Origin of the sequence: Aureimonas mangrovi, from assembly GCF_014058705.1 — a bacterium.
In the GTDB taxonomy this organism is placed as follows: Bacteria; Pseudomonadota; Alphaproteobacteria; order Rhizobiales; family Rhizobiaceae; genus Aureimonas; species Aureimonas mangrovi.
The window spans coordinates 1,638,377-1,658,054 of record NZ_CP059692.1 but is presented as its reverse complement, the minus strand read 5'-3'; the positions used below and the strand labels follow the sequence as shown (position 1 = coordinate 1,658,054).

The following is a 19,678-nucleotide window of genomic DNA, read 5'->3' as shown; positions in this document are numbered from 1 at the left end:
TCTCGTCAACCCCGGCCGTGCGGGGAGGAACCGGCTGAACCGCCTATAAGAAAGGGGCCGCATGGCAGCGGCCCTTCCCGATCTCGTGTCGTGGAACGGCGCTTACTCGGCGGCGTCGTTCAGCGAGGTCAGCATGCGGTCCGCCTCGGCGGCGTTGGACGCCTTGCGGCGATCCTCGATGATGAGGTCGTCGCGCGAGGTCGCGATGCGGCGGACCTGCGTCATCATTCCGCCCGTACCGGCCGGGATCAGGCGGCCGACAATGACGTTCTCCTTCAAGCCCTGCAATGTGTCCATCTTGCCGGCGACGGCCGCCTCGGTGAGGACGCGGGTCGTCTCCTGGAAGGACGCAGCCGAGATGAAGGACGGCGTCTGCAGCGAGGCCTTGGTGATGCCGAGGAGGACCGGCTGGCCGGACGCGGGCTTCTTGCCCTCCTCCACCAGCTTCTCGTTCAGCTCCGCAAGCTCGATCCGGTCGACATGGTCGCCTGGAATGTAGCCCGAGTCACCCGACTCCTCGATTTCGATCTTCTGCAGCATCTGCCGCACGATGACCTCGATGTGCTTGTCGTTGATGAGCACGCCCTGCAGGCGGTAGACCTCCTGGATCTCGTTGACGAGATAGGAAGCCAGCGCCTCGACGCCCCGGATCGCCAGGATGTCGTGCGGGGCCGGATTGCCGTCGAGGATGTAGTCGCCCTTCTCGATGACGTCGCCTTCCTGGAGGTGGAACGGCTTGCCCTTCGGGATCAGGTACTCCACCGGCTCGACGCCGTCCTCGTGCGGCTCGATGACGATGCGGCGCTTGTTCTTGTAGTCGCGCCCGAACTTCACCGTCCCGTCGATCTCCGCGATCACCGCGTTGTCCTTCGGACGACGCGCCTCAAAGAGCTCCGCCACGCGCGGCAGACCGCCCGTGATGTCCTTCGTCTTGGCGCTCTCCATCGGGATACGCGAGAGCACGTCACCGGCCTTCACCTTCGAGCCTGGCTCGACGGACAGGATCGCGTCAACCGAGAGGAAGTAGCGAGCGTCCGAGCCGCGCGCGAGCTTCAGGATCTCGCCGTCGGAGCCGCGGATAACCATCGCGGGCTTCAGGTCAGCGCCGCGCGGGTTGGCCCGCCAGTCGATGACCTGCCGCTTGGTGATGCCGGTCGACTCGTCCGCCTGCTCGAGCACCGAGAGGCCCTCGACAAGATCCTCGAACTCCACCGTGCCCTCAAGCTCGGTGAGAACCGGACGGGTGTACGGATCCCACTCCGCGATGCGCTGGCCACGGCGGACCTGATCCCCGTCGTCGACGAAGATGCGGCTGCCGTAGGTGACGCGGTGCGAAGCGCGCTCCTTGCCCGACGGGTCGAGGATGAGGATGGCCATGTTGCGGCCCATCGCCACCAGACGACCCTCGGAGTCGCGAACGACGTTCCGGTTGCGGATCTGGACCGTGCCCTCGTAGGAAGCCTCGAGGAACGACGAGTCCACCACCTGAGCTGTGCCACCCATGTGGAACGTGCGCATGGTGAGCTGCGTGCCCGGCTCGCCGATCGACTGCGCCGCGATGACGCCAACGGCCTCGCCCATGTTGACGGGCGTGCCGCGAGCGAGATCCCGGCCGTAGCAGACGGCGCAGATACCGGTGCGCACCTCGCAGGTCAGCGCCGAGCGGATCTTGACCGACTGGACGCCGGCCTTCTCGATCACCTCGACGTCCTTCTCCTCGACCGTGCGGCCACCCTCGACGAGAACGTCGCCCGTCGTCGGATGGACAATGTCCTCCAGTGCGGTACGGCCCAGGATGCGCTGGCCGAGCGTCGCCACCACCTGACCGGCGTCGACGATGGGCTGCATCGTCAGGCCGTTCGGCGTGCCGCAATCGGTCTGCGTGATGATGCAGTCCTGCGCGACGTCGACGAGACGGCGGGTCAGGTAGCCCGAGTTCGCGGTCTTCAGGGCGGTGTCGGCCAGGCCCTTGCGGGCGCCGTGGGTCGAGTTGAAGTACTCGAGCACCGTCAGGCCTTCCTTGAAGTTCGAGATGATCGGCGTCTCGATGATCTCGCCCGAAGGCTTGGTCATCAGGCCGCGCATCGCCGCAAGCTGGCGCATCTGGGTCGGCGAGCCGCGCGCACCGGAGTGCGACATCATGTAGATCGAGTTCATCGGCTTCTGACGGCCGTTGTCGTCGAACTCGACAGCCTTGATGCGGCTCATCATCTCGTCGGCGATCTTGTCCGTGCACTTGGCCCAGGCGTCGACCACCTTGTTGTACTTCTCGCCCTGGGTGATCAGGCCGTCATTGTACTGCTGCTCGTATTCCTTCGCGAGCGCCTGCGTCTCCCCGATCATCTTTTCCTTGGTGTCGGGGATCAGCATATCGTCCTTGCCGAACGAGATGCCGGCGGTGCAGGCATGCTTGAAGCCGAGCTGCATGATCCGGTCGCAGAAGATCACCGTGTCCTTCTGCCCGCAGTGGCGGTAGACCGTGTCGATCAGGCGCGAGATGTTCTTCTTCGTCATCAGGTCGTTGGCGATGTCGAAGGAAATCTTGTGCGTCTTCGGCAGAAGCTGCGCGATCAGCATGCGGCCCGGCGTCGTCTCGTAGATCTTCGAAACGGGGTTGCCCGCCTCGTCCACCGACTTGAAACGCCCCTTGATCTTGGTGTGCAGCGTGATGGCCTTGGAAGCCAGCGCGTGCTCCATCTCGCCGATGTCGGAGAAGGCCATGCCCTGCCCCGGCTCGTTCTCGTTCATGATCGAGAGGTAGTAGAGGCCGAGCACCATGTCCTGCGAGGGCACGATGATCGGTGCACCGTTCGCCGGATGCAGGATGTTGTTCGTCGACATCATCAGGACGCGCGCTTCGAGCTGCGCCTCGATGGACAGCGGCACGTGCACCGCCATCTGGTCGCCGTCGAAGTCCGCGTTGAAGGCCGTGCAGACCAGCGGGTGAAGCTGGATCGCCTTGCCCTCGATCAGTGTCGGCTCGAACGCCTGGATGCCGAGGCGGTGGAGCGTCGGCGCGCGGTTGAGCAGCACCGGATGCTCGCGGATCACCTCGTCCAGGATGTCCCAAACCTCCGGACGCTCCTTCTCGACGAGCTTCTTCGCCTGCTTGACGGTGGACGAATAGCCCTTGGCGTCGAGACGCGCGTAGATGAACGGCTTGAACAGCTCGAGCGCCATCTTCTTGGGCAGGCCGCACTGGTGCAGCTTCAGCTCGGGACCGGTCACGATCACCGAACGGCCGGAATAGTCGACGCGCTTGCCAAGAAGGTTCTGGCGGAAGCGGCCCTGCTTGCCCTTCAGCATGTCGGACAGCGACTTCAGCGGGCGCTTGTTGGCGCCCGTGATGACGCGGCCGCGACGACCGTTGTCGAACAGCGCGTCCACCGCCTCCTGAAGCATGCGCTTCTCGTTGCGGATGATGATGCCCGGCGCGCGCAGCTCGATCAGCCGCTTGAGGCGGTTGTTACGGTTGATGACGCGGCGGTAGAGGTCGTTGAGGTCGGACGTGGCGAAACGGCCGCCGTCCAGCGGAACGAGCGGACGCAGGTCCGGCGGAATCACCGGAACGACGCGCATGATCATCCACTCGGGCTTGTTGCCCGACTCCAGGAAGTTCTCCACGATCTTCAGCCGCTTCATGAACTTCTTGGTCTTGAGCTCGGACGTCGTCGTCGCAAGCTCCGAGCGCAGATCGGCGGCGATCTTCTCGAGGTCCATCGAGCCGAGAAGCTCCTGGATCGCCTCCGCGCCGATGAGCGCGGTGAACGAGTCCTCGCCATACTCCTCGGTCGCGATGATGTACTCCTCCTCCGTCAGGAGCTGATGCTCCTTGAGGGCGGTGAGGCCGGGCTCGGTCACGATGTAGTTCTCGAAGTAGAGGACGCGCTCGATGTCCTTCAGGGTCATGTCGAGCAGCGTGCCGATGCGGCTCGGAAGCGACTTCAGGAACCAGATATGTGCGACGGGCGCGGCGAGTTCGATGTGGCCCATGCGCTCGCGACGCACGCGCGACAGCGTGACCTCGACGCCGCATTTCTCGCAGATGATGCCCTTGTACTTCATCCGCTTGTACTTGCCGCACAGGCACTCGTAGTCCTTGATCGGACCGAAGATGCGCGCGCAGAAAAGGCCGTCACGCTCGGGCTTGAACGTGCGGTAGTTGATCGTCTCCGGCTTCTTGATCTCGCCGAACGACCAAGAAAGGATCTTCTCGGGGCTCGCGAGCGAAATCCGGATGGAATCGAACGTCTGAGCCTGCACCTGAGGATTGAAGAGATTCATGACCTCTTGATTCATGGTGCTTTCTCCTTCTGGGGCGTCTCGCCCCGCAATGCGCCGGGGCCAGCCCGCAGCGCAAAATCATCCAAAACCGCCATCGTCTCGCCGGCGCCCTCCCGAAAGGGCGGCGCCGGCAATGTCGCCTCCAAGGGCGACCGCAGTATGTCCGACTACTCGGCCGCGTCCGGCAGGCCCTCGAGCGAGGCGTTGAGGTCCGGCGTGGAGTTCGACAGGTCGACGTCGAGGCCGAGCGAGCGCATCTCCTTGACGAGAACGTTGAAGCTCTCGGGAATACCGGACTCGAAGGCGTCGTCGCCGCGCACGATCGACTCGTAGACCTTGGTACGGCCCGCCACGTCGTCCGACTTCACGGTCAGCATTTCCTGCAGCGTGTAGGCGGCGCCGTAGGCTTCGAGGGCCCACACCTCCATCTCACCGAAGCGCTGACCACCGAACTGCGCCTTGCCGCCCAGCGGCTGCTGGGTGACGAGCGAGTACGGGCCGATCGAACGCGCGTGGATCTTGTCGTCCACCAGGTGGTGCAGCTTCAGCATGTAGATGTAGCCCACCGTCACCTGACGATCGAAGGCCTCGCCGGTGCGCCCGTCATAGAGCGTCACCTGGCCCGAGCCGTTCAGCCCGGCCTTCTCAAGCATCTCCACGATGTCGTGCTCCACCGCGCCGTCGAAGACGGGCGTGGCGATTGAGACGCCGCGCTTCATCTGCTTGGCGAGGGTGATGACCGAATCGTCGTCGTAGGTCTTCACCTTCTCGTTGCGGTCCGAGTCGCCCAGAAGCCCGGCGATCTCCTGACGCAGCGGTCCCGCGTCGTGAGACTGCTGGTAAGCCTCCAGCATGTCGCCGATCTTGCGGCCCATGCCGGCGCACGCCCAGCCCAGATGCGTCTCCAGGATCTGACCGACGTTCATGCGCGAAGGCACGCCCAGCGGGTTCAGAACGATGTCGACATGCGTGCCGTCCTCGTTGAACGGCATGTCCTCGACCGGAACGATGCGCGAGACGACGCCCTTGTTGCCGTGACGGCCGGCCATCTTGTCGCCCGGCTGGATCTTGCGCTTGACCGCGACGAAGACCTTCACCTGCTTCATGACGCCGGGGGGCAGCTCGTCACCGCGCTGCACCTTCTCGACCTTGTCCATGAAGCGCGCCTCGAGCGTCTTCTTGGCATCGTCGTAGACGCCCCGAAGAGCCTCGATCTCGCCCTGCAGACGCTCGTCCTCGACAGCGAACATCCACCACTGCGAGCGCGGGTACTCGCTCATGACCTCGGCCGAGAGCTTGCCGCCCTTCTTGAAGTTCTTCGGCCCCGAAATCGCCGACTTGCCGTCGAGCATCTCGACCAGACGCCCGTAGACGTTGCGATCGAGGATCGCCTGCTCGTCGTCGCGGTCCTTGGCGAGGCGCTCGATCTCCTCGCGCTCGATCGCCATCGCGCGCTCGTCCTTCTCCACGCCGTGGCGGTTGAAGACGCGCACTTCGACGACCGTGCCGTAGGTGCCGGGAGGCATGCGGTTCGAGGTGTCGCGGACGTCGGACGCCTTCTCGCCGAAGATCGCGCGCAGGAGCTTCTCCTCCGGCGTCATCGGGCTTTCGCCCTTCGGCGTGATCTTGCCGACCAGGATGTCGCCCGGCTGAACCTCGGCACCGATATAGACGATGCCGGCTTCGTCGAGGTTCTTCAGCGCTTCTTCCGAAACGTTCGGAATGTCGCGCGTGATCTCCTCGGGCCCGAGCTTGGTGTCACGCGCCATGACCTCGAACTCCTCGATGTGGATCGAGGTGAAGACGTCGTCGGCAACGATGCGCTCGGACAGGAGGATGGAGTCCTCGTAGTTGTAGCCGTTCCACGGCATGAACGCGACGAGCACGTTCCGGCCGAGGGCGAGATCGCCGAGATCCGTCGACGGGCCGTCCGCGATGATGTCGCCCTTCTGCACCCGATCACCCACCGCGACCAGCGGACGCTGGTTGATGCAGGTGTTCTGGTTCGAGCGCTGGAACTTCATCAGACGATAGATGTCGACACCGGACTTACCGGATTCGAGATCCTCCGTCGCACGAATGACGATACGCGTCGCGTCGACCTGGTCGACGACGCCGGTACGACGCGCGCCGATGGCCGCGCCCGAGTCACGGGCGACGATCGGCTCCATGCCGGTGCCGACGAACGGCGCCTCAGCGCGAACCAGCGGCACCGCCTGGCGCTGCATGTTCGAGCCCATGAGAGCGCGGTTGGCGTCGTCGTTCTCGAGGAACGGGATCAGCGCCGCGGCGACCGAGACGAGCTGCTTGGGCGAGACGTCCATCAGGTCGACGTTCTCGCGCGGCGTCATGAAGACGTCGCCTGCATGGCGGCAGATGACCAGCTCTTCCTCGAACCGCATGTCGTCGGTCAGAACCGCGTTCGCCTGCGCGACGTGGTGCTTGGATTCCTCCATCGCCGACAGGTAGACGACGTCCTGCGTCACCTTGCCGTCGATCACGCGGCGGTACGGGCTCTCGATGAAGCCGTACTTGTTGACGCGCGCAAAGGTCGCCAGCGAGTTGATCAGGCCGATGTTCGGGCCTTCCGGCGTCTCGATCGGGCAGATACGGCCGTAATGCGTCGGGTGCACGTCGCGCACCTCGAAGCCGGCGCGCTCGCGGGTCAGACCGCCGGGTCCGAGCGCCGAGAGACGACGCTTGTGCGTGATCTCGGAGAGCGGGTTGGTCTGGTCCATGAACTGCGAGAGCTGCGAGGAGCCGAAGAACTCGCGCACGGCGGCGGCCGCAGGCTTCGCGTTGATCAGGTCCTGCGGCATAACGGTGTCGATCTCGACAGACGACATGCGCTCCTTGATCGCACGCTCCATGCGGAGCAGGCCGACGCGGTACTGGTTCTCCATCAGCTCGCCGACCGAACGCACGCGGCGGTTGCCGAGATTGTCGATGTCGTCGATCTCACCCTTGCCGTCGCGAAGGTCCACCAGCGTCTTGACGACGGCGAGGATGTCCTCCTTGCGCAGCACGCGCACGGTGTCTTCCGCCGAGACGTCGAGACGCATGTTCATCTTCACGCGGCCGACGGCCGAGAGGTCGTAACGCTCGCTGTCGAAGAACAGCGACTGGAACATCGCCTCGGCGGTTTCCATCGTGGGCGGCTCGCCCGGACGCATCACGCGGTAGATGTCAAACAGCGCGTCCTGACGCGACTCGTTCTTGTCCGCCGCCAGCGTGTTGCGGATGTAGCCACCGACCGTGACGTGGTCGATGTCGAGGATCGACATTTCCTCGTAGCCCGCATCGACGAGGACCTTCAGCGTCTTCTCGTCGATCTCGTCGCCGGCCTCGAGATACACCTCGCCCGTCTGGTAGTTGACGATGTCTTCCGCCAGGTAGTTGCCGTAGAGGTCTTCCTCGGTGGCGCGCAGGGCCTTGACGCCCTTCTCCTTCATCTGACGAGCCTGACGAGCCGTGACCTTCTTGCCGGCTTCGACGAGCACTTCGCCGCTGTCGGCATCGATCAGGTCGACGACCGCGCTCTGGCCGCGCACACGCTCGACCGAGAACGGAATACGCCAGCCGTTCTTGTCCTTCTCGAACTTCACGATGTCGTAGAAGGTCGAGAGGATCTCCTCGCCGTCCATGCCGAGCGCCATCAGGAGGCTCGTCACCGGGATCTTGCGGCGGCGGTCGATGCGCGCGAACACGATGTCCTTCGCGTCAAACTCGATGTCCAGCCAAGAGCCGCGATAGGGGATCACGCGCGCGGCGAACAGAAGCTTGCCGGACGAGTGGCTCTTGCCCTTGTCATGGTCGAAGAAGACGCCCGGCGAGCGGTGCATCTGCGAGACGATGACGCGCTCGGTGCCGTTCACGATGAACGTGCCGTTCGACGTCATCAGCGGCATGTCGCCCATGTAGACGTCCTGCTCCTTGATGTCCTTGATGGACTTGGAGCCGGTGTCCTCGTCGATATCGAACACGATGAGGCGCAGTGTCACCTTCAGCGGCGCGGCAAAGGTCAGGTCGCGCTGGCGGCACTCGTCCACGTCGAACTTCGGCGCCTCGAACTCGTACTTGACGAACTCAAGCATCGACTGCCCGGAGAAGTCGGAGATCGGGAAGACCGAGCGGAAGACGGCCTGCAGGCCCTCATCGCCGCGTCCACCTTCGGGTTCCTCGACCATCAGGAATTGATCGTAGGAGGCCTTCTGGACCTCGATGAGGTTCGGCATCTCGGCGACTTCGGGGATGGACCCGAAGAACTTGCGCACCCGCCTGCGACCCGAAAACGTCGTCACTTCAGACATCGTCGCTCCTTCATCTCGACAGCGCCCTTGACCAGAGGGCCGAAAGTCTCATGTCCCGCTGGCAGCCAGGCTGCCATTGCGCTCGCCGGCGCACACGGAACGTCAGTCCGGTCTCGTATCAACCGGCCCGTGTCTCCACAAAGCCCGGGGAGGCGTTCTGGAGAAGCGGGCACTGCCGGCGTCGTACCCTGGGGATGTCTCGCCAGCACGGAAGGCGGAACGGCGTTTTGCCGTCCCGCCCGACTTGTTGTCGTCGCGTAAGCGCGAAAACGCTTACTTGACCTCGACCTTGGCGCCAGCCTTCTCAAGCTGGTCCTTGATCTTGGCGGCTTCGTCCTTGGAGACAGCCTCCTTGACCGGCTTCGGAGCACCGTCGACGAGGTCCTTGGCTTCCTTGAGGCCGAGGCCCGTGATCGCACGGACTTCTTTGATGACGTTGATCTTCTGCGAGCCGGCGTCGGCGAGGATCACGTCGAACTCGGTCTTCTCTTCCTCGGCGGCGGCAGCCGCACCGCCACCACCGGCAGCCGCGACGGCGACCGGAGCGGCAGCGGAGACGCCCCACTTCTCTTCGAGCATCTTCGAGAGCTCGGCCGCCTCGAGGACGGTCAGGCTCGACAGGTCTTCAACGATCTTGGCGAGATCAGCCATGGTTCAAATTCCCTTTGGTTCGATTGTTCTGAATGCAGCGAGGAACGACCTCACGCCGCTTCGTCCTTCTTGGCATACGCCCCAAAGACGCGTGCGAGCTGCGCCGCCGGCGCGGCCGTGACGGCCGCGATGCGGGTGGCGGGCGTCTGGATCATGCCCAGAAGCTTGCCGCGCAGTTCGTCGAGCGAAGGCAGCGAGGCGAGCGCCTTCACACCTTCCGCGTCGAGAGCGGTGGCCCCCATCGCTCCACCCAGGATCACGAGCTTGTCGTTGCCCTTGGCGAAGTCGTTGGCCACCTTCGGCGCCGCGACCGGATCGACCGAGTAGGCGATCAGGGTCTGGCCCTCGAACAGGTTCGAGATGCCTTCGGCGTCGGTGCCTTGAAGAGCGATTTTGGCGAGGCGGTTCTTCGCGACTTTGACGGTTCCACCTGAATCGCGCATCTTGACCCGAAGGTCATTCATCTGCGCGACGGTGAGACCGGCGTAGCGGGCCACCACGATCGCGCCCGAGGCCTTGAAGGTCTCGTTCAGCTCCGTGACGAACTCGCGCTTTTCCGCTCTGTCCACTGCCACTCTCCAGTTGGAGCCCTCCCCTCGCGGGAAACGCTCCGGTTGCCGTTTGCCGCCCGCCCGAAAGCGGACGACACGAGGATCCTGTCCCCTTGGCTTCACTGGGCCCACGAATGGAACCGGCAGTCGCTCAAGGCATTCAGAGGTTCGAACCAATCTGGCGGGCAAGGCCCGCAATCCCGGCTCTTCCACGTCTCATGCGGGCTTGGCGATTAAGAAGACCGGCTGACCGGCCCTCGCCCGCAATCTCGGACAGGAGACACGAGCTTCCTGAGAAGCCCGCCGCACCACGGCCGAACAGCCGTGGAACCTTTTGGGAAACGCCACATATGGGGTGGCGTCTCGAAATGTTAAGGCCTTAGGCCTCCGAGCGCACGCTTGCCGGGTCGAGCTTGATGCCCGGTCCCATGGTCGAGGAGACCGCGACGCGCTGGACGTAGTTGCCCTTTGCGCCCGTCGGCTTGGCTCGCTGGACGGCGTCCGCGAAAGCCTTGATGTTCTCGACCAGCGCATCCGTGCCGAAGCTCGCCTTGCCCACGCCGGCATGGACGATGCCGGCCTTCTCGACGCGGAACTCGACGGCCCCGCCCTTCGAAGCCTTCACGGCGGCCGTGACGTCCGGCGTCACCGTGCCGACGCGCGGGTTCGGCATCAGGCCGCGAGGGCCGAGCACCTTGCCGAGACGGCCGACCAGGCCCATCATGTCGGGCGTGGCGATGGCGCGGTCAAAGTCGATCGTGCCGCCCTGCACCTGCTCCACGAGATCCTCGGCACCGACGATGTCGGCACCGGCGGCCTTGGCCTCCTCGGCCTTGTCACCGCGCGCGAAAACCGCCACGCGGACCGTGCGGCCCGTGCCGTTCGGCAGGTTGACGACGCCGCGGACCATCTGGTCGGCGTGGCGCGGGTCGACGCCGAGATTCATCGCGACCTCGATGGTCTCGTCGAACTTGGCGCTCGCACGATCCTTCAGGATGCCGACGGCCTCCGAGAGGTCATAGAGCTTTTCGCGGTCGATACCCTCGCGGGCCTTGCCGATACGCTTGCCAATCTTTGCCATCGTCTCAGCCCACCACTTCCAGACCCATGGAGCGGGCGGAGCCCTCGACCATCGCCATCGCCGCGTCGATATCGTTCGCGTTCAGATCCTTCAGCTTCTTCTCGGCGATCTCGCGCACCTGATCGCGAGTCACCGAACCGGCCTTGACCTTGCCGGGCTCCTTGGAGCCGCTCGTCAGGTTCGCCGCCTTCTTCAGGAAGAAGCTCACCGGCGCCGTCTTCATGACGAAGGTGAAGGACTTGTCCTGATAATAGGTGATAACGACGGGGACGGGCGAACCCTTCTCCATCTCCTGGCTCTGCGCGTTGAACGCCTTGCAGAATTCCATGATGTTGATGCCGCGCTGGCCGAGGGCCGGGCCGATCGGGGGCGACGGGGTCGCCGAGCCGGCCTTCACCTGCAGCTTGAGCTGGCCTGCAATTTTCTTAGCCATATCTCTGCCTTCGTTTCGTCGCCGGATCGTCCGGCAGGGAGCGAAATCCGCCCCGTTGCAGTCGCGCGGTCCGGTTCGCCGACCCGGCTAGAAGCCGGCTCGCCTCCCGCGCAATTCCGGGGCGAAACGCCCCGCTTCACGATCAGACCTTTTCGACCTGACCGAATTCGAGATCGACGGGCGTCGCACGCCCGAAGATCGAGACCTCGACCTTGAGACGCGCACGCTCCTGATCGACTTCCTGGACGACGCCGTTGAACGAGGCGAAAGGCCCGTCCGAAACGCGCACATTCTCGCCGATATCGAACGAGATCGAGGGCTTGGGGCGCTCCACGCCGTCCTGCACCTGCGTCAGGATCTGCGTCGCCTCGGCTTCCGAGATCGGCACCGGGCGATTGTCCGGCCCGAGGAAGCCCGTCACCTTCGGCGTGTTCTTGATCATCGAAAACACGGCGTCGGTCAGCTCGGCCTTCACCAGCACGTAGCCGGGAAAGAACTTGCGCTCGGCATCGACCTTGCGGCCGCGACGCACCTCGACCACCTTCTCGGTCGGTACGAGGATCTTCTCGAACTTGTCGGAGAGCCCCTTCTGGCGAGCCTGCTCCTCGATCGATTCGGCCACCTTCTTCTCGAAGTTCGAGTAGGCGTGGACGATGTACCAGCGCGCGGTCATATGCGAATGCAAGCTCCTGCTGTCAGCCGCCGACGTTCATCGCGAGGCCGACGACGTAGCCGAGGATCTGATCGGCCACGAAAAAGAACGTCGCGGCGAAGGCCACCATCACCAGAACCATGATCGTCGAGATCATGGTTTCCTTCCGGCTCGGCCAAGTGACCTTGGAGACCTCGGTCCGGACCTGCTGGAAAAACGTGAAGGGATTCGTTCTGGAAGCCATCAACCGCCCACGGCATTAAGCGCGTGAAAAGCCTCTGCGGCCCCACGCGCCTCTTGTCTGTCGAAAAACTACATAACCGGCCCTTGACTGATTCACAAGAGGCCTAACGGGACTTTGAGAGATGGCAGGGGCAGAGGGGCTCGAACCCCCGACCTGCGGTTTTGGAGACCGCCGCTCTACCAACTGAGCTATACCCCTAGGCGACGGGCGTCCCGGCCCTTGCGGGGCAGCGCGCGTGCGGGATGAGCCAATAGTCTTTCGGCTCGTTGTTGGCAAGGGCGGTTTCGCTCGGCGCGACCTCTTCAGACCCTTTCAGCCCTGGCGCGGGGAAGACTCCGTATCATGCGCCGCTTCGCTCGCGGCCTCGTCGAGACGACGGGGCAAACGGCGGGCGACCAGCGGAACGAGAAGCGCAAGCAGGAGAAAGCGTACGACGTGGTGCGCTGCCACATAGGCCGGATCCTGATCGAACTGATAAGCCAGCACGGTGAGCGCCTCCAGCGCGCCCGGCGCGTAGGCGAGTGCCACCTTGCCGATCTCGATCTGCAGCGCGATCACTGCCAAAGCGCCGGCGATCGCCGAGCCGATCAGTCCGATCACGAAGGCTCCCAACGCCGCCGGCGCGAGCCGCGCGAGGGCGCCCCGGCTTTCCGGCTCGATCCGTCCGCCGATCAGTGCGCCGAGAACGATGAGGGAGGGGATCGCCAGCCAGCGCGGCAATGCGACGGGTGCGATCCCTGTTCCGTGCAGCGCTGCGCTCGCAAGAAGCGCACCCAGGATCAGCCCGCCCGGCATACGCGAGGCTGCGCCAGCCACCGCCGCCAGCGCGCAGACCGAGAAGAGAATGGCATACTGGAAAAGCGTGCCGCCTTCGAGCACGAAAGGGGCGGCGCCCTGCCCGCCCTCCAGCCAGGCGAGCGTCGGTGTCAGGAAACCGATGAGGAGAAGCAGGCGCACCGACTGCACGATGACGATGCGTGTCATGTCGGCCCGGGTCTCGCTCGCCGCGGCGAGCACGAAGGACAGCGCACCTGGGATCGAGGCGAATAAAGCGGTGTCGCGGTCCCAGCCGAAGCCGCGTTTCAGGAAGACATAGGTGAGCGCGACGACGAGGCCGACGCCGCCGAGCTGGATCGCGAAGGACGCGGGCCAGAGGTGGACCTGCGTCAGCACTTCCGGCGTCACGCCTGAGCCCGCCTGGATGCCGAGGAAGAAGAAGGCAGCATCGCGCAGCCGGTTCGGCACGCGGGAGCGAAGGCCGGCCAGAGCCGCTGCGACCGTCGCCACCGTTGCACCCAAAAGCCAGCCGACCGGCAAGCCGAGCGCCGTGGCGGCCGCCCCGCCCGCGCCCGCAAACGCCATCGTGCGTAGGAAGCGGCGCAGTTTCACGCCGTCTTCCCGATCCAGTCCGCGAGGCGTTCGGCCGCTTCTTCGACCTGGTCGAGGCGTCGATGGAAGCAGGCGCGCATGAAGCGTCCGGTGTTGGAGCCGAAGGCCGTTCCGGGCGCGAGCCCGACGCCCGCTTCGTCGGCGATGCGGAAGGCCGCCGCACGGCTGTCCTCCAGCCCGTCGATCGCGAAGAAGGCGTAAAAGGCACCAGCCGGCGGCATCATCTCGACGCGGTTCGTGGCGGTCAGACGCTGGGAAAAGATGTCGCGCGCCTTCTTCGCTCGTTCGATCTGCGACGTCACGAAGGGTTCGCCTTCCTCCAGCGCGGCGACGGCGCCGCGTTGCATGAAGGCCGCCACGCCGGAGGTCGAATACTGGACGAGGTTCTCGATGACGTCCCCAAGCGCGGCAGGGGCCTCGATCCAGCCGACGCGCCACCCGGTCATCGCCCAGTTCTTCGAGAACGAGTTGACGTAGATCACGGCCTCGTCCGGGTCGGCCACGTCGTGGAAGGACGGCGCCCGCACGCCTTCATAGAAGAAACGCGAATAGATTTCGTCGGCAATTATGAAAAGGTCGCGTTCACGCGCCAGCGTCAGGATAGCGCGCAGCGTCTCCTCGTCCGCCGTCCACCCTGTCGGGTTGTTCGGCGTGTTGACGAAGATCGCGCGGGTGCGCGGTATGATCGCGTCGGCAAGCTTCTGGAAGTCGAGGCGCCATCCCCCGTCGACCGCGTCCAGCAACACCTCGACGGGTCGTGCTCCCGCGAGCGCGGCTGCCGCCGGCAGGTTCGGCCAGAGGGGGCCGATGAAGACCACCTCGTCCCCGGCACCGGCCACGCAGGTCAGCGCGATCTGGATCGCATGCATTCCCGAGGCGGTGACGAAGAAGCGCTCGGGCGCTTCCGGAAGGCCATAGAGGTTCGACGCGTAGCGCGCCAGCGCAGCGCGAAGCTCCGGCAAGCCACGCTGCCAGGTGTAGAAGGTCTCGCCCGCCGCCAGGCTCGCCGCGGCGGCGTTTCCGATGAAGTCGGGCGTCGCGAGATCCCCCTCTCCTGCCCAGAGCGGCAAGAGACCCTCACGCCCCCGCGCATAATTGATGACCGCGACGATGCCACTTTCGGGCGCGCCGAGGGCGCGTTCGTGAAGACGCTCGACGAGTTGCATATCCGCCTCTCTCGAATCAGCCGGGCGGGCGCATGGACATGCGCCCGTTTCGCAGCCGCGAGAGAGGCCTTTAGGCCGCCCGCGTCAAGTCGGCGTGATGGCGATCAGAGGTCGCCGGGAACGCGCGGGGCGGCGATCGGCGCCTTGGGCGCGGACGAACGGCCGCCGGCCAGGAGGTCGCGGATCTCTTCCAGAAGCTCCTGCTCGCGCGGCACGGCGGCCACCTCGGCAGGCTTGGCTTCTTCCTTGCGCTTCATGCGGTTCATCAGTTTCACCACCATGAAGAGCACGAAGGCGACAATGATGAAGTTGATGAGAAGCGTGATGAAATTGCCGTAAGCGAGCACGGCGCCCTGCTCGCGCGCCTGCGCAAGGCCGGTCGCCGTCACATCGCCGGAGAGCGGCACGAACTGGTTGGAGAAGTCGACGCCGCCCGTCGCGAGGCCGATCACCGGCATGATGAGGTCGGCGACGATGGAGTTCACGAGCCCCGAGAACGCGGCGCCGATGATGATACCGATCGCGAGATCGACCATGTTGCCCTTCAGGGCGAATTCGCGAAATTCCTTGAGCACCGATGTCCCCTTTCTGGCAGAGCGTACACGACGGCGTGAACAATGCCCCCGAGTGCCTTCCGGCGCAATTGCCCGCTCACCGCATCGTGCCCGCGAAATGGATCGCCACCTCGCGCCGATGCGGTCTGTCGCGGTGCTCTACGAGGTAGAGCCCCTGCCAGATACCGAGCAGCATCGAGCCGCCCTCGACCGGCACCGAAACACTCGTTGCGGTGATCGCGCTCTTGATGTGGGCGGGCATGTCGTCCGGCCCCTCGACATCGTGGCGATAGGGAAAGTCGCGGGGCGCGAGCCGCTCGAAGGCATCGAGAAGATCGGCCCGGACGTCAGGGTCCGCGTTCTCCTGGATCGTGAGCGAAGCGGAGGTGTGCCGCACGAAGATCGTCGCAAGCCCCATAGCCGCACCGTGCTCCCTGAGGAGCTTGGCGACGGGCGCGGTGATGTCGCGCATTTCTCGTCCGCGCGTCTCGACGGCGAAGCGTTCGACGAACATGAGCGGCCTCAGCTGCTCGGGCTTCTGCATCCTATCGTCGCCTCCACCCGCGCTTTCGGGACAATGCGCTTTCAACATGACCGCGCGATGCTCTAGATGGGTCGCGAACATCGGACAGTCGGGGCGTCAGGATGGCAGGCCACACGATCATCATCAATCGAAAGACGTTCGACGAGGATGGCGCGGCGCCCGACCTTCTCGAGCTCAACGCTTCGATCGCCAGTTTCCAGAAGTCACGCCCCAGCCCCTGGAGCTTCCCGATCGAGACCGTGCGCGCGGCACGGCGCGAGGGTCGCGGCGTCTTCGCCGCTCCGCAACCCGATCCATCTGCGCGCGACCTGACGGTCGAAGGGCGCGGCGGCCATGCGATCCCCGTGCGGCTGATCCTGCCTGCCGATCGCGCGGCCGTCGGCACCTATCTGCACATCCACGGCGGCGGATGGGTCTTCGGCGAACCGATGGAGAACGACACGCGCCTGCGCGCCATCGCGGACGAGACCGGTCTCGCCACTCTCTCCGTCGACTACCGTCTGGCGCCCGAGCACCCCTACCCCGCCGGCCCGGAGGATTGCGAGGACGTCGCGCTGGCGTTGGCCGGCGGCAAGATCGAGAGCTGCCCCACCGACTTTCTCGCCATCGGCGGCGAATCGGCCGGCGCTCATCTTTCCGTCCTCACCCTCCTGCGGCTGCGAGACGGGCACGGCCTCACGCCGTTTGGCGCAGCCAATCTCGTCGCCGGCTGCTACGACCTCTCACTGACGCCGAGCGTTCGCAATTTCGGCGAGGAGCGCCTCGTTCTCAATACGGACGACGTGAAGGAGTTCGTGCTGCGCTTCGTGCCCAACGAGGTCGCTCTCAAGGACCCGGCCGTCTCGCCGCTTTTCGCGGACTTGAAGGGCCTGCCGCCCGCTCTCTTCTCGGTCGGCACGCGCGATCTGCTCGTCGACGACACGCTGTTCATGGCAACGCGCTGGCTGAGTTCCGGCAACGCCGCCACGCTTTCCGTCTGGACCGGCGGCTGCCACGTGTTCCAGGCGTTCGACTGCGCGGCTGCGCGCCAGTCCAATGACGAGATCGCACGATTTCTGGCAGAACGCATGAACGGAACGCGCGCATGAGCACGCAGGAAGCTGCCGTCGGCGACGTGATCTACAAGATCCTGACAGAGGAGCACTGGTTCCTGTTCCGCCAGTCCGGCCGCTTCGACGGCGCGCCGGTCGATCTTGCCGACGGATACATCCACTTCTCCACCGCCCGGCAGGTGCGCGAAACCGCCGCGCGGCATTTCGCGGGCATGACCGGTCTCGTCCTCCTGGTCATCGATACGGGGCGGCTAGGTTCGCCGCTGCGATGGGAGCCTGCGCGCGGCGGCGATCTCTTTCCGCACCTTTACGCGCCGCTGGCGATGGACGCCGTTCTCGATGCCCATCCTCTGCCGCTCGGCCCCGACGGAGCGCATGCCTTCCCGGACGATCTTCGATGAGCCGAAGCTATAGCCTTGCGCGCCCGGCGCTCTTCGCGCTCGATCCCGAGCGCGCCCACACGCTTTCGTTGCTGGCTCTCAAGAGCCGGGCCTTCGCGCCTCGCAATCTCAACGTCGATCCCCGCCTGCGCGTATCGGTCGCCGGCATCTCCTTTCCGAATCCGCTGGGGCTCGCCGCCGGCTACGACAAGAACGCCGAGGTTCCCGATGCCGCCCTGCGGCTCGGCTTCGGCTTTGTGGAGGTTGGCACGGTCACGCCGCTGCCGCAGGCAGGCAACGACAGGCCACGCGTCTTCCGCCTGCCGGAGGCGCGAGCTGTCATCAACCGGCTCGGCTTCAACAACGAGGGCCATGCGGAAGCAGCAGCCCGGCTGGAGAAGCGCAAGCGCAAGGCCGGTCTCGTCGGCGTCAACATCGGCGCGAACAAGGACTCGACCGACCGGATCGACGACTACGTGACCGGCATCCATCGCTTCGAGAGCATGGCCTCCTATCTCACGGTCAACATCTCTTCGCCGAACACGCCGGGGCTTCGAAAGCTCCAGGGCGCCGAGGACCTCGATCGACTGCTCGCAGCCGTCATGGCTGCGCGTTCGGGCGCCGCCGCCATCGCCGCCTCCCGTCCCTGCCCGATCTTCCTAAAGGTCGCGCCCGACCTTTCCTTCGCCGAGATCGGCGGCATCGCTGACGCCGCCAAGAGGCACAAGATCGACGGGCTGATCGTTTCCAACACCACGCTCTCGCGGGAGGGCGTCGAAGGCAGACGCGCGGCGAACGAGACTGGCGGCCTGTCAGGGCGGCCGCTCATGGCGCGCTCGACCTATGTTCTCGCAGCCTTCCGCCGCGCGCTCGGCGCGAACATGCCTCTCATCGGCGTCGGCGGCGTGGAGAGCGCTCGCACCGCGCTCGCCAAGATCGAGGCTGGGGCCGACCTCGTGCAGCTCTACACAGCATTGGTCTACGAAGGCCCGTCGCTGCCCAAGCGCATTCTCGACGGCATGAGCCGCTACCTCGACAAGAGCGGGCTGAAGTCGATCGGCGAGCTTCGCGGCGTCAAGGTCGACGAAATCCTGAACCGTCCGCCGCCCGCGGGGTGGGAGACCCCTTAGCGCTCCGTTGATGGACCTGCCGATCGTCCACCACCCGGCCTTCGACGCGCGGTTCGACGAAGCGCATCGTTTTCCGATGTCGAAGTTCACGCGCCTCGCCCAGATTCTCGTGGAGGACGGGCTTGTCGCGCCCGGCGGCTTCGAGGAGCCGATCCCGGCGCCTCAGGCGTGGCTCGAACTCGCCCACGCGCCCGCTTATGTCGAAGGGGTGCTTCGGCGGGCGCTGCCGCTGGAAATGGAGAAGGCGATCGGTTTTCCTGTGGACGAACGCGTGGCGATGCGTTCGCGCTGCGCCTGCGGCGGCACCGTCCTGACGGCACGCCTCGCGCTGGAGAAGGGCCTTGCCTGCAACACGGCGGGCGGCAGCCACCACGCTCATCGCGATGGCGGAGCGGGCTTCTCCGTCTTCAACGACGTCGCCGTAGCCGCGAGCGTCCTGTTGGCGGCCGGCGAAATCGGGCGCGCGATCGTGTTCGACTGCGACGTTCATCAGGGCGATGGTACGGCCCGCATCTTCCAAGACGATCCGCGTGTCGCGACCGTCTCGATCCACGGCGAGAAGAACTACCCGCACCCCAAGGCACGCTCCGACCTCGACGTGCCGCTACGCGACGGAACGGACGACGAAAGCTATCTGCGCGTTCTCGATTCTATTCTTGAGGAATCCGCCGCAAGATTCCGTGCTGACTTGGTTTTCTACAATGCAGGGGTCGATCCGCATCGAGACGACCGGCTGGGGCGCCTCGCGCTCACCGACGATGGCCTGACGGAGCGCGATCGCCGCGTCATCGGCTTCTTCCGACAGCGCGGCCTGCCGGTCGCCTGCGTCATCGGAGGCGGCTACTCGCGTGACATCGAAGCCTTGTCGCGCCGCCACACCATCATTCACAGAGCGGCCTTCGAATTCGCCTGACGCCGGAAGATCAGCCCCGGCCGCTCTTCATCAGCCGCGAGATCAGGAAGATCGGCACGACGATCACCGCGCCGAGCACGAAATACTCCGCAGCCCGGCCGAGAGAGCCGAAGACCATGCTCCAGGCGTCTCGCACGAGGTCGACGATCCACTCGACGAGGTCGAGCGGCTGGAGATTCAGCCACGACAGGAGGATGCCGACGGCGAGCGATAGCAACGCCAGCTTCAGGAGAACCGAAAGCGGAGATCCGCCGAGAAAGCGGGTCACGGGTCCGGACATCGACGACAATCCTCTATCCAATTCGGACCATGAGGTAGGCGGTGAGCGCCGTGCGCGCAAGCAA

17 protein-coding genes and 1 tRNA gene are annotated in these 19,678 nt (G+C 65.2%); 4 read left to right on the top strand and 14 right to left on the bottom strand.

The window, feature by feature from the left end; genetic code table 11:
- Positions 1–102: 102 nt before the first annotated feature.
- The 13 genes from rpoC to H1343_RS07630 form a co-directional block, all read right to left on the bottom strand.
- Positions 103–4,299, bottom strand: a complete 4,197-nt coding sequence (gene rpoC / locus H1343_RS07690; protein WP_185985292.1) for a DNA-directed RNA polymerase subunit beta' — start codon at positions 4,297–4,299, stop codon at positions 103–105.
- A 152-nt stretch (positions 4,300–4,451) separates the two neighbouring features.
- Complete coding sequence (gene rpoB / locus H1343_RS07685; protein WP_185985291.1) at positions 4,452–8,594, bottom strand: DNA-directed RNA polymerase subunit beta; 4,143 nt, start codon at positions 8,592–8,594, stop codon at positions 4,452–4,454.
- A gap of 273 nt (positions 8,595–8,867) precedes the next feature.
- Positions 8,868–9,245, bottom strand: coding sequence for a 50S ribosomal protein L7/L12 (gene rplL / locus H1343_RS07680; protein WP_185985290.1), 378 nt, complete (start codon positions 9,243–9,245; stop codon positions 8,868–8,870).
- 50 nt (positions 9,246–9,295) lie between these two features.
- Entirely contained in the window at positions 9,296–9,814 is a 519-nt protein-coding gene (gene rplJ, locus H1343_RS07675) for a 50S ribosomal protein L10 (RefSeq protein ID WP_185985289.1), read from the bottom strand.
- A 361-nt stretch (positions 9,815–10,175) separates the two neighbouring features.
- On the bottom strand, positions 10,176–10,877 hold the full coding sequence (gene rplA / locus H1343_RS07670; protein WP_185985288.1) for a 50S ribosomal protein L1: 702 nt from the start codon (positions 10,875–10,877) through the stop codon (positions 10,176–10,178).
- A gap of 4 nt (positions 10,878–10,881) precedes the next feature.
- A complete protein-coding gene (gene rplK / locus H1343_RS07665) occupies positions 10,882–11,310 on the bottom strand; it encodes a 50S ribosomal protein L11 (protein WP_185985287.1) in 429 nt (142 codons plus the stop codon).
- Between the two features lie 142 nt (positions 11,311–11,452).
- The gene (gene nusG / locus H1343_RS07660) at positions 11,453–11,983 is read right to left on the bottom strand and encodes a transcription termination/antitermination protein NusG (RefSeq protein ID WP_185985286.1); all 531 of its coding nucleotides are present in this window, start codon (positions 11,981–11,983) and stop codon (positions 11,453–11,455) included.
- A gap of 22 nt (positions 11,984–12,005) precedes the next feature.
- Positions 12,006–12,206 (bottom strand): preprotein translocase subunit SecE, encoded by a 201-nt coding sequence (gene secE, locus H1343_RS07655; protein ID WP_185985285.1) that lies wholly within the window; start codon positions 12,204–12,206, stop codon positions 12,006–12,008.
- A 122-nt stretch (positions 12,207–12,328) separates the two neighbouring features.
- A tRNA-Trp gene (locus H1343_RS07650) sits at positions 12,329–12,404 on the bottom strand.
- Between the two features lie 114 nt (positions 12,405–12,518).
- Positions 12,519–13,595 carry an AbrB family transcriptional regulator gene (locus tag H1343_RS07645; RefSeq protein ID WP_246333459.1) on the bottom strand — a complete coding sequence of 359 codons (1,077 nt, stop codon included), beginning with the start codon at positions 13,593–13,595 and terminating at the stop codon, positions 12,519–12,521.
- Entirely contained in the window at positions 13,592–14,761 is a 1,170-nt protein-coding gene (locus H1343_RS07640; protein WP_185985284.1) for a pyridoxal phosphate-dependent aminotransferase, read from the bottom strand. The genes H1343_RS07645 and H1343_RS07640 overlap by 4 nt, the downstream gene beginning before the upstream one ends.
- Before the next feature lie 104 nt (positions 14,762–14,865).
- Entirely contained in the window at positions 14,866–15,336 is a 471-nt protein-coding gene (gene mscL / locus H1343_RS07635) for a large conductance mechanosensitive channel protein MscL (protein ID WP_185985283.1), read from the bottom strand.
- Positions 15,337–15,412: 76 nt separating this feature from the next.
- A complete protein-coding gene (locus tag H1343_RS07630) occupies positions 15,413–15,859 on the bottom strand; it encodes a secondary thiamine-phosphate synthase enzyme YjbQ (protein ID WP_185985282.1) in 447 nt (148 codons plus the stop codon).
- 101 nt (positions 15,860–15,960) lie between these two features.
- On the opposite strand from H1343_RS07630, the gene H1343_RS07625 reads away from it, so the two are divergent.
- From H1343_RS07625 to H1343_RS07610, 4 genes are read left to right on the top strand one after another with little or no spacing between them, the layout of a single operon-like run.
- Entirely contained in the window at positions 15,961–16,947 is a 987-nt protein-coding gene (locus H1343_RS07625; RefSeq protein ID WP_185985281.1) for an alpha/beta hydrolase, read from the top strand.
- Positions 16,944–17,312 (top strand): DUF952 domain-containing protein, encoded by a 369-nt coding sequence (locus tag H1343_RS07620; protein ID WP_185985280.1) that lies wholly within the window; start codon positions 16,944–16,946, stop codon positions 17,310–17,312. Before H1343_RS07625 ends, H1343_RS07620 begins: the two co-directional genes overlap by 4 nt.
- A complete protein-coding gene (locus H1343_RS07615) occupies positions 17,309–18,421 on the top strand; it encodes a quinone-dependent dihydroorotate dehydrogenase (RefSeq protein ID WP_185985279.1) in 1,113 nt (370 codons plus the stop codon). The genes H1343_RS07620 and H1343_RS07615 overlap by 4 nt, the downstream gene beginning before the upstream one ends.
- Positions 18,422–18,431: 10 nt before the next feature.
- On the top strand, positions 18,432–19,334 hold the full coding sequence (locus H1343_RS07610; RefSeq protein ID WP_185985278.1) for a histone deacetylase family protein: 903 nt from the start codon (positions 18,432–18,434) through the stop codon (positions 19,332–19,334).
- 10 nt (positions 19,335–19,344) lie between these two features.
- On the opposite strand, the gene H1343_RS07605 is transcribed toward H1343_RS07610, so the two are convergent.
- A complete protein-coding gene (locus tag H1343_RS07605) occupies positions 19,345–19,614 on the bottom strand; it encodes a DUF6460 domain-containing protein (RefSeq protein ID WP_185985277.1) in 270 nt (89 codons plus the stop codon).
- Between the last annotated feature and the right edge of the window lie 64 nt (positions 19,615–19,678).